The 14,607-nt window shown below is 70.6% G+C and carries 16 protein-coding genes, 1 tRNA gene and 1 other RNA gene; 12 read left to right on the forward strand and 6 right to left on the reverse strand.

Going from position 1 to position 14,607, the window contains the following annotated elements:
• Window positions 1–229: 229 nt before the first annotated feature.
• From rfbD to QOL99_RS00550, 3 genes are all read left to right on the forward strand, one after another.
• Entirely contained in the window at window positions 230–2,401 is a 2,172-nt protein-coding gene (gene rfbD / locus QOL99_RS00540; RefSeq protein ID WP_285520665.1) for a dTDP-4-dehydrorhamnose reductase, read from the forward strand.
• 108 nt (window positions 2,402–2,509) lie between these two features.
• Window positions 2,510–2,857, forward strand: a transfer-messenger RNA (tmRNA) gene (ssrA, locus tag QOL99_RS00545).
• Between the two features lie 58 nt (window positions 2,858–2,915).
• Window positions 2,916–3,001 (forward strand) — tRNA-Leu (locus QOL99_RS00550).
• Between the two features lie 45 nt (window positions 3,002–3,046).
• On the opposite strand, the gene QOL99_RS00555 is transcribed toward QOL99_RS00550, so the two are convergent.
• From QOL99_RS00555 to QOL99_RS00570, 4 genes are read right to left on the reverse strand one after another with little or no spacing between them, the layout of a single operon-like run.
• Window positions 3,047–3,295: a hypothetical protein gene (locus tag QOL99_RS00555; protein WP_285520666.1), complete on the reverse strand. Its 249-nt coding sequence runs from the start codon at window positions 3,293–3,295 to the stop codon at window positions 3,047–3,049.
• Window positions 3,296–3,341: 46 nt separating this feature from the next.
• Window positions 3,342–4,358 carry a cell division protein ZapE gene (zapE, locus tag QOL99_RS00560; RefSeq protein WP_285520667.1) on the reverse strand — a complete coding sequence of 339 codons (1,017 nt, stop codon included), beginning with the start codon at window positions 4,356–4,358 and terminating at the stop codon, window positions 3,342–3,344.
• Window positions 4,355–5,314, reverse strand: coding sequence for a prolyl aminopeptidase (pip, locus tag QOL99_RS00565; RefSeq protein ID WP_285520668.1), 960 nt, complete (start codon window positions 5,312–5,314; stop codon window positions 4,355–4,357). Before pip ends, zapE begins: the two co-directional genes overlap by 4 nt.
• Window positions 5,315–6,013, reverse strand: coding sequence for a S4 domain-containing protein (locus tag QOL99_RS00570; protein WP_285520669.1), 699 nt, complete (start codon window positions 6,011–6,013; stop codon window positions 5,315–5,317).
• A 45-nt stretch (window positions 6,014–6,058) separates the two neighbouring features.
• On the opposite strand from QOL99_RS00570, the gene QOL99_RS00575 reads away from it, so the two are divergent.
• The 3 genes from QOL99_RS00575 to QOL99_RS00585 all read left to right on the forward strand — a co-directional run bounded on the left by QOL99_RS00575 (window position 6,059) and on the right by QOL99_RS00585 (window position 8,326).
• A complete protein-coding gene (locus QOL99_RS00575; protein ID WP_285520670.1) occupies window positions 6,059–6,532 on the forward strand; it encodes a DUF3197 domain-containing protein in 474 nt (157 codons plus the stop codon).
• Between the two features lie 175 nt (window positions 6,533–6,707).
• Window positions 6,708–7,424 carry a 23S rRNA (guanosine(2251)-2'-O)-methyltransferase RlmB gene (gene rlmB, locus QOL99_RS00580; RefSeq protein WP_285520671.1) on the forward strand — a complete coding sequence of 239 codons (717 nt, stop codon included), beginning with the start codon at window positions 6,708–6,710 and terminating at the stop codon, window positions 7,422–7,424.
• Entirely contained in the window at window positions 7,421–8,326 is a 906-nt protein-coding gene (locus QOL99_RS00585) for an aldose 1-epimerase (protein WP_285520672.1), read from the forward strand. Before rlmB ends, QOL99_RS00585 begins: the two co-directional genes overlap by 4 nt.
• Before the next feature lie 84 nt (window positions 8,327–8,410).
• Here QOL99_RS00585 and QOL99_RS00590 read toward each other — a convergent pair whose 3' ends face one another.
• Both QOL99_RS00590 and QOL99_RS00595 read right to left on the reverse strand, forming a co-directional pair.
• The gene (locus tag QOL99_RS00590) at window positions 8,411–8,626 is read right to left on the reverse strand and encodes a hypothetical protein (RefSeq protein WP_285520673.1); all 216 of its coding nucleotides are present in this window, start codon (window positions 8,624–8,626) and stop codon (window positions 8,411–8,413) included.
• A 45-nt stretch (window positions 8,627–8,671) separates the two neighbouring features.
• A complete protein-coding gene (locus QOL99_RS00595) occupies window positions 8,672–9,754 on the reverse strand; it encodes a S1C family serine protease (protein ID WP_285520674.1) in 1,083 nt (360 codons plus the stop codon).
• A gap of 73 nt (window positions 9,755–9,827) precedes the next feature.
• On the opposite strand from QOL99_RS00595, the gene QOL99_RS00600 reads away from it, so the two are divergent.
• The 6 genes from QOL99_RS00600 to QOL99_RS00625 all read left to right on the forward strand — a co-directional run bounded on the left by QOL99_RS00600 (window position 9,828) and on the right by QOL99_RS00625 (window position 14,574).
• Entirely contained in the window at window positions 9,828–10,313 is a 486-nt protein-coding gene (locus QOL99_RS00600) for an EVE domain-containing protein (RefSeq protein ID WP_285520675.1), read from the forward strand.
• An 11-nt stretch (window positions 10,314–10,324) separates the two neighbouring features.
• Window positions 10,325–11,029 carry an FAD-dependent thymidylate synthase gene (thyX, locus tag QOL99_RS00605; protein WP_285520676.1) on the forward strand — a complete coding sequence of 235 codons (705 nt, stop codon included), beginning with the start codon at window positions 10,325–10,327 and terminating at the stop codon, window positions 11,027–11,029.
• A 19-nt stretch (window positions 11,030–11,048) separates the two neighbouring features.
• Complete coding sequence (locus tag QOL99_RS00610) at window positions 11,049–11,681, forward strand: lysophospholipid acyltransferase family protein (protein ID WP_326522563.1); 633 nt, start codon at window positions 11,049–11,051, stop codon at window positions 11,679–11,681.
• A gap of 91 nt (window positions 11,682–11,772) precedes the next feature.
• Window positions 11,773–12,567, forward strand: coding sequence for an ABC transporter ATP-binding protein (locus QOL99_RS00615; RefSeq protein WP_285520677.1), 795 nt, complete (start codon window positions 11,773–11,775; stop codon window positions 12,565–12,567).
• Window positions 12,564–13,304 (forward strand): ABC transporter ATP-binding protein, encoded by a 741-nt coding sequence (locus tag QOL99_RS00620; RefSeq protein WP_285520678.1) that lies wholly within the window; start codon window positions 12,564–12,566, stop codon window positions 13,302–13,304. Before QOL99_RS00615 ends, QOL99_RS00620 begins: the two co-directional genes overlap by 4 nt.
• A 46-nt stretch (window positions 13,305–13,350) precedes the next feature.
• Window positions 13,351–14,574, forward strand: coding sequence for an ABC transporter substrate-binding protein (locus QOL99_RS00625; protein ID WP_285520679.1), 1,224 nt, complete (start codon window positions 13,351–13,353; stop codon window positions 14,572–14,574).
• The last annotated feature ends 33 nt before the right edge of the window (window positions 14,575–14,607 follow it).

Below are 14,607 nucleotides of genomic sequence, written 5' to 3' on the forward strand. Positions count from 1 at the left end.
CCGGGTGGGTCTGGGAAACGCATTAAGTCCCCCCGGCCCTTTGTGAGAGGTTGTTCGTGGCCACGGCGAGCACAATGCCCGAGGGTCTTTTGCTCGGTAGGCCGGGCGGGACGCCGCGCTTTTCCTGTCTGCGGGAGTGCCGCCGGGGTACTTCCAGGACGCCGACTCGTGGCCCTCTGGGTCATCTGGAAAGGTTCCGGCCCCGCTTCCGGGAGCAGAGGGAGGATGCATGCACAACCTGGAACTGTGGGCGGGGGTCGAACCGACCGTCAGCCGCGTGGGAAATGATTACCTCGACCAGAATGTTCTGACGGGCTTCGACCACCGCCTGAGCGATCTCGACCGCCTGGCGGACCTCGGCATCACGGCGCTGCGCTTTCCGCTGCTGTGGGAGCGTACGGCCCCGCACGGCCCGGCTCAGGCCGACTGGCGCTGGGCCGACACCCGGCTCGCACGGCTGGCAGAGCGGGGCGTCGAACCTATCGTGGGGCTGGTTCACCACGGCAGCGGACCGCGCCACACCCACCTGCTGGACCCCGGCTTCGTGGACGGGGTGCGGGCCTACGCGCGGGCGGTGGCCCAGCGGTATCCGCACCTCGGCGCCTACACGCCGGTCAACGAACCGCTGACCACGGCCCGCTTCTCGGCGCTGTACGGCCACTGGTATCCGCACGCGCGGGATGAGCGCTCCTTCTGGACGGCCCTCTTTCACCAGCTTCAGGCGACGGTGCTGGCGATGCGCGAGATCCGGGCGGTGAATCCGGCGGCCCGCTTGATCCAGACCGAGGACCTGGGCCGGACCTACAGCACCCCCCGGATGCGCTACCAGGCCAGCTTCGAGAACGAGCGGCGCTGGCTGAGCCTCGACCTGCTGCTGGGCCGGGTGGACGAGGGGCACCCGATGTGGGAGTACCTGCGCTGGATCGGCGCCCCCGAGCACGAGGTCCGCTGGTTCGCCGAGAATCCCTGCCCGCCCGACGTGCTGGGCCTGAACGTGTACGTGACCAGCGAGCGCTTTCTCGACGAGCGGCTGAGCCGCTACCCGGCCCATACCCACGGCGGCAACGGGCGCGACCGCTACGCCGACGTGGAGGCCGTGCGGGTGCGCGGCGAGGGGGTCGGTGGGCCCGGCGACCGCCTGCGCGAGGCCCACGCCCGCTACGGCCTGCCGCTGGCCGTCACCGAAGTCCACCTGGGCTGCACCCGCGAGGAGCAACTGCGCTGGCTGGCGGGCGCGTGGCAGGCCGCGCAGGAGGTGCGTGCCGAGGGAGCGGACGTGCGGGCGATCACCGTCTGGGCGGCGATGGGAGCCTGGGAATGGGACAGCCTGCTGACCCGCCGCGACGGGCACTACGAGAGCGGCCTGTGGGACATCCGCGCTCCCGAGCCGCGCCCCACCGCGCTGGTGACCCTGGCCCGCGAACTGGCGACGGGGCAGACGCCCTCGCACCCGGTCCTCGCCGGGCCGGGGTGGTGGGAGCGGCCCGAGCGCCTCACCTTCCCGCCTGACGGCCGGGTGCGGGCGGCGGACCCTGCCGGGGCGCCGATCCTGATCACCGGGGCGACGGGCACGCTGGGGCAGGCGCTGGCCCGCGAGTGCGAGGGGCGCGGCCTTCCCTACCGGCTGCTGCGGCGGCAGGACTGCGATATCGCGGACGCGGATTCGGTGGCGCGGGCACTCGCAGAGCATCAGCCGTGGGCCGTATTGAACGCGGCCGGGTACGTGCGGGTGGACGACGCCGAGCGTGATCCCCGCAACGACCGCGAGAACGTGGACGGCCCGCGCCTGCTGGCCGAAGCCTGCGCCGGGGCCGGGGTGCGGCTGGTGACCTTTTCCTCCGACCTCGTGTTCGACGGCCGCAAGGGAATCTCCTACGTGGAATCCGATCAACCCAACCCGCTGAACGCCTACGGCCGCAGCAAACGCGCCGCCGAAGACGCGGTGCTGGGGGCGCTGCCGGAAGCCCTGGTCATCCGCACCAGCGCCTTTTTCGGGCCGTGGGACTCCCACAACTTCGCCGCGCACGTGGTCCGCGAACTGGGGGCCGGGCGGGTGCTACGGGCCGCCGCCGATCAGGTCGTCTCGCCCACCTACGTGCCCGACCTGACGCGGGCGGTGCTCGACCTGTTGATCGACGGCGAGCGCGGCGTGTGGCACCTCGCCAACCCCGGCGCCGTGAGCTGGGCCGACTTCGCCCGCAGGGTGGCGGACGTGACCGGGCTGGACGCAGAACTGGTGCGGGGGGTCCCCACCGCCGAACTGGGTCTGCCCGCCGCCCGCCCCGCCTTCAGCGCCCTGGACAGCGAGCGCGGCGAGGTGATGCCGAGCTTCGTGGACGCCCTGGAACGCTGGGCCCAGCACGCCGAGTTGCCCGAGCGGGCGGAACTGGCGGCGGACTGAATCTCCCCACGGTTGACGGGTGGATGAGGGCGGAACGTGCGAACGTTCAGGGCGCGTCGGGGCGCCCTCTGCTACACTCTTGTTCGCCGGTCCATCCGGCGACGCACTGGGGGTGACCCGGTTTCGACAGGGGAACTGAAGGTGATGTTGCGTGTCGAGGTGCCGTTGGCCTCGTAAAAAAACGGCAAAGCCTTTAATTGGCAACCAGAACTACGCTCTCGCTGCTTAAGTGAGACGGTGACCGCGAAGCCCGGCCTTTGGCGTCGCGCGAGCTGTAACAAAAGAAGGCTAGCCAAAGCGACGTTTCATAGCCCACGGCGAAACTGAATGGAACTACGGTCAAAGGAAACCCGCCCGCTGGTGGCCTGCGACCCGACAATCAAACAGCGGGATACACACGTAGACGCACACTGAACGGACCTTTGGACGGCGGTTCGACTCCGCCCACCTCCACCACAGAGCCCCGCCCCCCCACGGCGGGGTTTTTTCTATACTGCCGGGGCGCGTGCCCCGTGCCGGGATGGCGGAATCGGTAGACGCATCCGACTTAAAATCGGCCGCTCGTAGAGCTTGCGGGTTCAAGTCCCGTTCCCGGCACCAGGAGAAAACCCCGCGCTGGGCGGGGCTTTTTCATGGCTTGGGCGATCACTCCACGTCGAAGGCGAGCACACCCGCCTCGGACGTGATCCGGAAGCGCAGGCGCAGGCTGTCGATCACGCGGCGCTGCTCGTCGGTGCCCCCCTTGATGCCGTGGGGCACCTCGTCTTGGACATGGGGAAACTGCACGCCCTCGACCTCCACGCCGGGGGTGCCGTCGGGCAGGGCGACGAAGCGGGCGGGCACGCTGCCGCCGGGCAGCACCATCGTGAAGTCCTGGTTCTGAGCCTGGGTCATGCCCCGACCGTAGCGGGTCAGGCCACGGGGAGGGGTGAGGCGGCCTTTACACGGCAGCGAGGTCCGCCCGCGCCTCCTGCAACAGCTCGGAGAGGCGGCTGAGGCAGCGGCTGTACTTCTTGGCGTAGGCGCCGTGGCGGTAGGTCTCGGAAAAGAGGCTTCCCAGCGGCGCCCCGGTGAAGGCCGCCCGCAGACCGAGGTCATAGAGCTTGTCCACGAAATGCACGAAGCGCAGGGCGACGTTCTGGTCGGACATGGGCGCGAGATCGGTCACGCCGAGGGCGTCGACCCCCGCGAGCAGCCGGGCGAAGCGGCTGGGGTGCACGTCGATCAGCAGGCGGCCCAGGTCACGGTGCCCCACCACGGCGAGGCCCGCCTCCGGCTGCCGCGCCCGCCACGCGGCGAACTCCTCGGGACCGAGGGGCTGCGCCGGGGCCGTGCCGCGCTGGCGGTAGTCGGGGCCGTCGATGCGGTGCGTCTCGAAGCGTTCGGCGATACCCTGAATCTGGCGCTGGAAATCGGTGGCGTTGAAGCGGCCCTGCCCCAGCGCCCCCGGCTCGGTGTTGGAAGTGGCGACCACGCTGGTCCCGGCGGGCATCAGTTGCCCCAAGAAGGTGTTCGCCATGTGGGTGTTGCCGGGGTCGTCGAGTTCGAACTCGTCGATCAGCAGCAGGTCGTGCCCGCGAAAGGCGTCCACCGCCCGGCCCATCCCCAGCGCCCCGATCACGTACATCAGCTCCTGAAAGCTCATCAGCGCCCGCGTGCCCCCCGCCGCGTGGTAGGTGCTCGCCAGCAGGTGCGTCTTGCCCACCCCGAAGCCGCCGTCGAGGTACAGGCCCCGGCCCTCGGGCTTGGAGCGCCGGAAGAGCCGGAAGCCGCCGGGCCGCGCCTGTGCCCCCTGCAAGAACAGTTGCAGCGAGCGCCGGGCCTCCTCCTGGCTGGGAAAGCCGGGGTTGGGCCGGTAGTTCTCGAAGCGCACCTCCCGGAAGCGGGCGCTGGGCGAGAGGTCGGCGGTGAGGTCTTCCGGGCTGAGGCTGGGGCGGCGGGCGAGCAGGTCGATCATGGCTGGGGGTTCCTTGTGGCGAAGCGGTCGGTCGCCTCGCGGACGGCGGCAACCATCTGCGGCCCGCCGTGGCCCTCTTCCGCGACCAGTACAAATTCGCTGCCCGGCCAGGCCCGGTGCAGGTCCCAGGCGAAGCGGGTTGGCCCGCTCACGTCGTAGCGTCCGTGAATCAGGACGGCGGGCAGGTGCGCCACCCGCGCCATTCCCGCAAGCGCCGAGCCGTCGGGCCAGAAGCCGCCGTGCCGCCAGTAGTGGGCGACGAGCGTGGCGAAATTCTGCCGGGACTCGGGCGACTCCTGACTGAGGGTGTGGCCGGGCTGAAAGCCGGGGTCGAGCGTGATGTGGGTATCTTCCCAGCGGCACCACGCTTCAGCAGCGGCCTCCCGGACGGCGGGGTCGGGGTCGGTGAGCCGCTCAAGGTAGGCGTCCACAATCCTCTGGCCGGGCCGCGCCCCGCTCGCCCGCGCGAACTCGTCCCACGCCTGCGGAAACAGCACGCCGACCGTCTCGGTGATCCAGGTGACGTAGAGAGGGTCGGTGGGCGTGACCGCCATCAACACGAGTTCGCTCACCCGCCCCGGGTGCGCCTGCGCGTAGGCGAGCGCCAAGGCTGTGCCCCACGACACCCCATGCAGCAACCACCGTTCGATGCCGAGATGCTCACGCAGCAGTTCCATGTCCGCGATCAGCCTCGGGGTGGTGTTGAGCGCGAGCCGGTCGAGGTCGTGCGTCGCCAGCGGCAGGCTGCGGCCACACCCGCGCTGCTCGAAACCCACGATCAGATACCGCTCGGGGTCGAAGCGGCGGCGGTAGCCCACGCCCATGCCCCCACCGGGACCGCCGTGTAAGAAGACGGCGGGCTTGCCCTGCGGGTTCCCCGACGTTTCCCAGTAGACGCCCTGCCCCTCTCCCACCGGAAGGATGCCGGACGCGTGCGGCTCCAGCGACGGAAACATCTAGCGGTGCACTTCCAGCTCGACCTTGAAATTGCCCCGGCGCGTCTCGTTCACGACCCGCTTGAAGTCGATGCGGCCGATTCCCTCCGCGCTGAGGCTGTCGCCCTCCTTGATGTCGGCACTCGCGCGGACAGGGGCGCCGTTGAGCCGCACCTTGCCCCCGTCGATGCCCTGCTGGAAGTAGGCGCGGCTCACGCCGAAGCCCTTGGCGCCCACCACGTCCACCCGCATGGAGGGCACGACGACCTCGCGGGTCTTGGAGCCCCGGCCCGCCGTCTCGCCCACCTCCTCCACCTCGACCTCGCGCCCGCCGAGGTCGGTCAGGGCCTCCAGGCTCGCCGCCGCCTTGCCCGCCGCCGCAACCAGAAAGGCCCCGCCGCGTTCCTCCCGCACGTCGCCGAGGGCGTCTTCGGGCAGTGCCAGCCGCCGCAGGTGCACCGCGAAGTCCTGAAGGTCCCAGACCGGGCCGGGGCCGGGGGTCACGCGCAGCACGGTCACGCCGCTGTCCACCTCCGGGATGTGGGCGGGGTGCAGGGTCAGGACCACCCGGCGGGCATCCGGAAAACCGCCCGCGATGACAAAGCGCACGTCGTCGTCTTGCAGAAGGCGGCGGTCGATATCGTCCCCGTCCACGAACGGGGTCCGCACCACGCGTCCGCCCCGCGCCTGGGCCACGAGGCCACTGAGCTTCTGCTTCATGGGGGGGAGGATAGCGCCCCCGGCCCCCACGGGTAGACTGCCGCCATGAACGTTCTCGAACCGCTCGGCCTGCCCGGTGCCCCGCTGGAAACCCACCGCGAGCTGATGGGTCTGCTCGGCGAGGCCGGGAGCCGGTGGGGCGCGGGCGGCCCCGCCACCCTGTACCTGATCGCCGACTGGCAGGGGGTGCGGGACGCCTCGCGCTACGCGGCGGTCCTCACGCGCGGGGAGGAGGCTGTGGTGACGGCGCCCGCCTACGGGCCGGGCTACGGCCCAGCGGGAGCAGAAGCACTCGCCGAACTCGTGGGGTGGACGCAGGCGCAGGGCTGGCCCGTGCGCGAGACGGTGCTGAACCCCTCGGATTTCGTGCGCGTGCTCGCCGAACCCGACGCCGGGGAGATCGCCCGCCTGATCGCCGCGAGCAACCCCAGCGACCCGCGCATCTACACCGCGCTGCCCAGGCCCCAGCCCGGGGAGTGGCCGGGCGACGAGAACCCCGTCACGGCCACGCGGGGCTGAGAGTCACACGGGACTACGGGAGAGTCATGGGGTTTCCGGAGAATCCGTGCCAGCCCCTGCGCTGCGGTGCTTCCACTCCTCTCCGTCACTGTTTTTGCTTCTTCTCCAGTCGGGTTTCCCGTCCTTCTGTGACTGCTCGACCGGAATTCGTATCACCCGCCGCTAGACTGCCCCCATGTTGCTGTACGGACGGAATCCGGTGCTCGAAGCCCTGCGCGACGGGCGGGTCAGTGAGGTCCTGCTCGCGCGGGGGGTGGAAGAAGCGTTCGTGCGCGAGGTCCAGGCGCACGACGTGCGGGTGCGCTTCGCCCCGCGCATCGAACTCGACCAGCTCGCGGGCACGACCCAGCATCAGGGCATCCTCGCGGAGGTGGAAGACCTCGCGTGGGCGGGCGTGGAGGACATCCTGGAACGGGCGCGGAGCCGGGGCGAGGACCTGCTGATCGTGCTGCTCGACGGGATCACCGACCCCCGCAACTTCGGGGCGATCATCCGCTCGGCGGAGGTGCTGGGCGCCCACGGAGTCGCGGTGGAGGAACGCCGCAGCGCTCCCCTCTCGCCGGTGGTCGCCAAGACGGCGGCGGGGGCCACGAGCTACCTGCCCGTCGCGCAGACGAAGAACCTGCCGCGCCTGATCGACCGCCTCAAGGAACAGGGCGTGTGGGTCTACGGGGCGGCGGGCGAGGCCGCTCAGGACGTGGGCCGCCTCGACCTGCGCGGCCCGCTCGCCCTGGTGATCGGCGGGGAGGGCGAGGGCCTGCGGCGCCTGGTGCGCGAGAAGTGCGACGTGCTGGTCCGCATTCCCACGCGGGGCCAGGTCCAGAGCCTCAACGCCTCGGTCGCGGCGGGCATCCTGCTGTACGAGGCGGCGCGGGCACGGGTCGAGGGATGAGGACCGGGACCATCGCGGGGCAGGCCCTGACGCTGGAGGTGCTGCCCGCCCTCGGCGCGAGCGTGCTGGGGCTGCGTGCGGCCTCCGGGCGTCCGGTGCTGCGCGTGGTGGACCCGGCGCGGGTGGAGACCAGCAGCCAGAGTGCCTGTTTCGTCATGCTTCCCTACGCCAACCGCATCGCCGGGGCACGCTTCCCCTTCGGCGGTGAGGAGGTGCAGCTCCGGCCCACGACCAAAGACGGCCTCGCCCAGCACGGCGACGTGCGCAACCGGCCCTGGCGGGTCGAGCGGGTGACGGACGCGCACCTGCGGGCCACCTTCGACAGCCGCGACTTCCTGGGTACGGACGGGCCGGGCATGAACTGGCCGTGGGTCTTCACCGCCCTGGTGGAATACCGCCTGCACGGGCCGCACCTCGATACCACCGTCAGCCTGACGAACGCCGACTCCCGCGAGATGCCCGCCGGGATGGGCCTGCACCCCTACCTCGCCCGGATGCACGGCGGGGTGGACCCCACCCTGACCTTCGACGCGGCGCTGACCTACGACACCGACGGGCAGATGCTTCCCACCGGCCCGGCCCGCCCCCTGCGCCCGGAGGAGGACTTCCGCGTGCCGACCGCCATCGGGGAGCGCACCTTCGACCGGGTCTACACCGCCTGGGACGGGGTGCTGAGGCTGGACTGGGGCACGCGGGCGCTGGTGCTGACCGCCGACCCGGTGTACTCGCACCTGACCGTCTTTACCGCGCCCGACGGCAGCCTCGCTCTCGAACCCGTCTCGCACGCGACGAACGCGCTGAACCTCGCCGCGCAGGGGGTGGGCGGCACGGACCTCAAGACGCTGGTGCCGGGGCAGACGCTGGCGGGCACGGTGCGGCTGACACTGGAAGGTGAGTGGTAGGGGGCTTGTGGCTTGTGGAGAAAAGCAAAAGAGGGAAGGTGGGAGACGTTATTCACGCCTCCCACCTTCTTTGCGGGCCGTGCCCTACGCCGCGGTCGCCAGCAAGGCCCCCGCCCGGTCCCGCAGTTCGAAGCCGGGGCGCTCGCGGGCCGCGAGCCAGCGCAATGCACCGAGGAAGTCGTCGGTCTCGTGGACGACCTCGGCCCCGGCGGGGCCCGGCCACACCACCCGGTAGGCGTGGGGCTGGGTGGGCGGCGTCCAGCGTTCGCCGCCGTCTTCCTTGACAAAGGCGCGTGACATGGGACCAGTCTGTGCCTGAGCGGTGAGGGGGAGCGCAGGCGGGGATTACTCCTCGTTCAGGTCGGTCAGCGCCCGCGCTCCCACCAGGGTGATGGTGGTCTCGCGTTCCTCGCCGTCCCGGAGATAGCCCAGCCGGATGGTGTCCCCGATGGTCGCGTCCCCCCGCACGGTGCGGATGAAATCGTTGGCGTCGCGCACCCGGCGGCCATTGACGCTGAGAATCACGTCACCGAGGTCCAGCAGGTTGCCGTCCCCGTCGAAGCGGGCGCCGCGCAGTCCTGCCTCCTCCGCCGGGCTGTTGCGCGCCACCCGCTGAATCACGGCCCCCGGCGGGTCGGTCAGGCCGCTGTGGGCCACGTCCAGCACCAGCCCCACCACCGGCACGTCCCGCTGCTCTCCGGCCAGCAGCGCCCCCACCAGCGGGCTGTCCTGGGTGACGGGCACCGCGTAGGAGGCCCGCGTCTGGTTGCTGGTGTCGAGACGGATAAAGCTCACCACGCCGATGACCTCCCCGGTCCCGTCGAGGATGGGGCCGCCGCTGTCACCCGGCGCGAGGGGCGCGGACATCTCCAGCGTGCCCTGCGGGAAGTCGGCGCGGCCCGCTTCCGCCCCCAGCCGCAGCAGCACGCCCCGGCGCGGTTGCAGGAAGTCGCCGCCGCTGTTGCCGATGGCGAGTACCTCCTGCCCCACCCGTGGCTCGGCCCCCGCGAGCGGCAGGAAGGGGAAGCCGGGGGCCCGGCCCTCCACCTGCATCAGCGCCACATCGGCGGCGGCGTCGTAGGCGGTCACGCGGGCGCGGTAGCTGCGGCCCTCCAGCGTGCGGATGCGGAACAGTTGCCCGGTCGAGACGACGTGGTAGGCCGTCATCACCTGCCCACCTTCCGAGATGAAAAAGCCGGTGCCCAGCCCCGCCTCGCGCGTGCGGGTGTTCAGGCTCTCGATCTGCACGACCGCCGGGCGGGTGGCCTGAAAGAGGTCGCTGGTGTTGGTGGGCAGCTCTCCCGGCAGCGTCTGCGAGACGGCGGGCGGCGTCTGCGGCCCGGCCTCCGGACGGGGCGACCACCCCGGCAGCAGGTAGGCCGCCAGCGCAAGCAGCAGCAGCACGGGAAGCCAGGGCAGGGGACGCACAGGCTCATGGTAGAGCGCCCCGCGCCGGGGCAGGGTGGCGAGGGGTACGGAAGGGGCGTTAGCCTGCCTGCCGATGCCCTGGCTGCTCAAATCCGAACCTGACGTGTTCAGCTACGCGGACCTCGTGCGCGTCGGTCGGGAAGGCTGGAACGGCGTGCGGAACTACCAGGCCCGCAACTTCCTGCGGCAGATGCGGGAGGATGACCTCTGCCTCTTCTACCACTCCAATGCCAGGCCGACCGGGGTGGCGGGCGTGGCGCGGGTGGTGCGGGAAGCGTACCCGGATGACCTGCAATTCGACCCGGCGAGCGAGTATTTCGACCCGGCCTCCACGCCGGACAGTCCCCGCTGGAGCATGGTGGACGTGGCCCCGGTCTTTGACCTGCCCGCCGTGCTGACCCTGGACACCCTGCGGACCCTCCCCGAGTGGCAGGACTCGCCGCTGACCCGCCGGGGCAGCCGCCTGAGCGTGCTGCCGGTCACGCCGGGGCAGTTCCGCGCGGCGCTGCGGGCGGCGGGGGTGGAAGACCGTGACGGTCTCATCGGAGGTGGGCGTTAAGCTGACCCCCGATGACCACTCCCGCCACCCTCCCTCCCACCCTCTACCCGCTGGGCGACGGCATCGGCTCCGTGAGCCTTGTGCAGCACGTCGGGGACGACAAGATGATCGTCAACGCCGCACGGACTTCCTTTGGCGGCGAGAACGACTTTCCGCTGGATGACCGCGACGAGAAGCTGATTCGGTACCTGCTGCGGCATCAGCACGGCAGCCCCTTCGAGCACAACCTGATCACCTACCACGTCACCTGCCCGATCTTCGTGGACCGGCAGTGGGTTCGCCACCGTGTGGGAGTCTCAAAAAATGAGCGGAGTTTGCGCTACACGGAGGCCGAGGAACAGAACTACACGCCCCGCGAGTTCCGCAAGCAGGCCCCGTCGAACCGGCAGGCCAGCGTGGAGGACGACGGCACGCTCGATCAGGCGGCGGCGGCGGCGGTGTGGGCGGAGGCGTGGCGGCAGGCGTTCGGGGCTTACGGGGAACTGCTGCGCCTCGGCGTGACGCGGGAGCAGGCGCGGGGAGTGCTGCCGCTGTCGCTGTACACCACGTCGTATTACACCTTCAACGTGCGCTCGCTGCTGCACTTCCTCGCTCTACGCGACCATGCAGGTGCGCAGCACGAGATGATCCTCTATGCCCGCGCCCTGGCCGAGCTCGCCGAGCCGCTCTTTCCGGTGACCTTCCGCGAGTGGCGGGCGCTGCACAGCGGGGGGTAAGTCGCCCTAGACTCTCGCCGTGCCCGTCACCTGGATGAACCGCCGCCCCACCCCCGCTTCCCGCCTCGCCACGCTCGCCCTGCGGCTGACCGGGTGGACGCCCGTGCTGGCCCCCCCGCCGGGGCCGAAGTTCGTGGGGGCGGTGGCCCCGCACACCTCCAACGCGGACTTCTGGCCGGGCATCGGGTGGCGCTGGGCCACGGGCGTTCCGGTGCACTGGGTCGCCAAGCACAGCCTCTTCCGGCCGCCGCTGGGGTGGCTGATGCGGGCCTGGGGCGGCCTGCCGGTGGACCGCCGCCGCGCGGGGGGCAACTTCGTGGACGGCGTGGTGGACATCATTCACCGTGAATCCGAGATCATGGTGGCCGTCGCCGCCGAGGGCACCCGCGCCCGCGCCGAGGGCTGGAAGACCGGCTTTTACTACATGGCGCTGAAGGCCGGGGTGCCCATCGGTGTGACGGTCTTCGACTGGGGCCGCAAACAGGTGGGCGTGGTGGGCTACGTGACCCCGACCGGGGACATCGACGCCGATTTCCGGCAGATCGCCGCGCTGATGCAGGGCGTACGGGCGCACACCCCGGCGAACATGGGGCCCATCGTGCCGCTGCGCCGGGGCGGGGAAGCGGACCGGGCGGATGTGACGCGGGCGTAACGCCGGGCGTATAGACTCTCTCCCGTACCACAATTCTGAAGTCAGAACAGGCGGGAGAGCGGATGCCCCAGTCCGCATCCGGCGCCGCCCCATGACGGTGGCCGACGCCGTTTCACGCACCCCCGGTCCCCCCACGGGCACCGCCCTCGAAGCGCGGGGACTCGTCAAGGATTTCCGGGGATTCCGGGCCACCAACGAGGTTGACCTCCAGATCCGGGAGGGCGAGATCCACGCGATCATCGGCCCGAACGGGGCAGGTAAGACCACGCTGTTCAACCTGCTCTCGGGCTTTCTGCGGCCCACGAGCGGAGAGGTCCTGCTGTTCGGCGAGCGCATCGACACGCTGCCGCCCCACGCCATCGTGCGGCGGGGGCTGTCGCGGTCCTTTCAGATCAGCTCGGTGTTTCCCACCATGACGGTGCGGGAAAACGTGCTCGTCGCGCTGGGGTCGCCCACCCCGCTGCCCGGTCAGTTCTGGACCCCGCTCTCGCGGCTGGAGGCTCTCGGCCCCCATGCCGACGAGATTCTGGAGCGGGTCGGGCTGGGCGCGGCGCACGCCCGGCTCGCCGCCGACCTCAGTCACGGCGAGAAACGGCAACTGGAAATCGGCATCTCGCTGACCCAGGAGCCGCGCGTGCTGCTGCTCGACGAGCCGACTTCCGGGATGGGGTCCGAGGGGGTCGCGCGCGTGATCGCCCTCGTGCGCGAGGTCGCGCGGGGCCGCACGGTGGTCCTGGTCGAGCACAACATGAGCGTGGTCGCCGAACTCGCCGACCGCATCACGGTGCTGCAATACGGTCAGGTCATCGCCAGCGGGCGCTACGACGAGGTGCGGCGCGACCCCCGCGTGATCGAGGCGTATCTGGGTGAGGAGGCCCACGCGTGACGGCGCCCGCGCCCATCCCCGCCCCGGTGCCCACCCTCGGCGGCCCGCTGCTCGAAGTCCGCGACCTCAACGCCTACTACGGCCAGAGCCACGTCCTGCACGGGATCAACCTGCACGTCAACCCCGGTGAGGTCGTCAGCCTGATCGGGCGCAACGGGGCGGGCAAGACGACCACCCTCAAATCCATCATGGGCGTGCTGAGAAGCCGCACCGGGCAGATTCGCTTCGACGGGCAGGACCTGCTGCGGCTGCCCAGCAACCGCATCGCCGCGCGGGGCCTCGCCTGGGTGCCCGAGGAACGGGCCATCCTGTCGAGCCTGACCGTGCGCGAGAACCTCGAACTGCCCCCGGCCCGGCCCGGCGGCTGGAGCCTGGAGCGGGCCTACCAGGCATTCCCCGTGCTGCGCGAACGCGGCCACCATCCCGGCTCCAAGCTCTCGGGCGGCGAACAGCAGATGCTCGCCATCGTGCGGGTGCTGCGGAGTAGCCCGAAACTGCTGCTGCTCGACGAACCCAGCGAGGGCCTCGCGCCCGTGATCGTGCAGGCCATCGGCGACATGCTGCAGGAACTGCGCCGCGACGGCCTGAGCGTGATTCTGGTCGAACAGAACCTCAAATTCGCCACCCGCCTCGCTGACCGCCACTACGTGCTCGTCGACGGCGAGGTCGTGGACGAGGTCGCCCGGCACGAGGTCGAAGGCCGCCGCGCCGACCTGCTCCGTTACCTCAGCGTCTGAGGCCCCTCTCCCGTTGCACCCCCCTTTGTTCCCCGGAGGAACCCCCATGCAGAAGAAACTCCTGACCGCCCTCGTCTCCACCGTCGCCCTCGCCACCGTGACGGGCGCCCTCGCGCAGAGCGTGCGCCTGACCGACAACGTCGTGCGGGTGGGCGTGCCGACCGACCTCTCGGGCGTGTACTCGGAACTCTCCGGGCAGGGCAGCGTGCGGGCCGCGCAGCTCGCCGCGCAGGACTTCATGGCCGCCAACCCCAGCTTCCGGAACAAGGTGCAGGTCGTCGGCGTGGACCACCAGAACAAGGCCGACGTGGCGAGCAACAAGGCCGCCGAGATGATCGACCGCCAGAACGTGGATATGCTCGTCGACCTGCCGACGAGCAGCGCCGCCCTCGCCGCCTCCGAGGTCGCCAAGCGCAAGAAGATTCCGGTGATGGTCGTGACGGGCGGCACCACGGCGCTCACCAACGAGAGTTGCAGCAAGTACACCTTCCACTACGCCTACGACAACTACATGCTCGCCAACGGCACCGGCACCGCCGTGACCAAGCGCGGCGGGAACTCGTGGTACATCATCTACCCCAACTACGCCTTCGGGCAGGACCTCAACCGTCAGATGACGGCGGCGATCCGCGAGAACAAGGGCCGGGTCGTGACGAACAGCGACGCCACGCCCTTTCCCAACACCGACTTCTCCAGCTACCTGCTCAAGGCCCAGAGCCTCAAGCCCAAGGTGTTCGGCACCATGCAGGCGGGCGCGGACCTCGTGAACGTGGTCAAGCAGTACAACGAATTCGGGTTGAGGCAGCAGGGCATCGGGCTGGGCATCGGCCTGCTGTTCGAGACCGACGTGGCCGCGCTGGGTCAGGACGCCTTCGCGGGAGCCCTCGCCACCGTGCCGTGGTACTGGAACCTCGACCAGCGGGCGCGGACCTGGGCCGCCAAGTTCGAGCGCAGCTTCGGCAAGAAGCCCACCTGGGCGCAGGCCGGGGTGTACTCCGCCACCATGACCTACCTGAATGCCGTGGCCCGCGCGAGGAGTGACGGCGGCGACGCGGTCGTCAAGGCGCTGGAAGGCCACCGCTTCAGCGACTTCTACGCCCGCAGCGCGTACATCCGCCCGCAGGACCACCGGGTGATCCTCGACGTGTACACCGTGCAGGTCAAGCCGCGCTCGCAGGCGAGGGAGGCCGGGGACATCTTCACGAAGATCGCCACGATTCCCGCCGCGCGGGCCTTCCAGCCGCTCTCCGAGAGCAAGTGCAAGTTCTGAGAATGCCTCCCGCGAGCGGAGCGAGTAGGCATG

Origin of the sequence: Deinococcus rhizophilus, assembly GCF_030271215.1 — a bacterium.
Taxonomy (GTDB): domain Bacteria; phylum Deinococcota; class Deinococci; order Deinococcales; family Deinococcaceae; genus Deinococcus; species Deinococcus rhizophilus.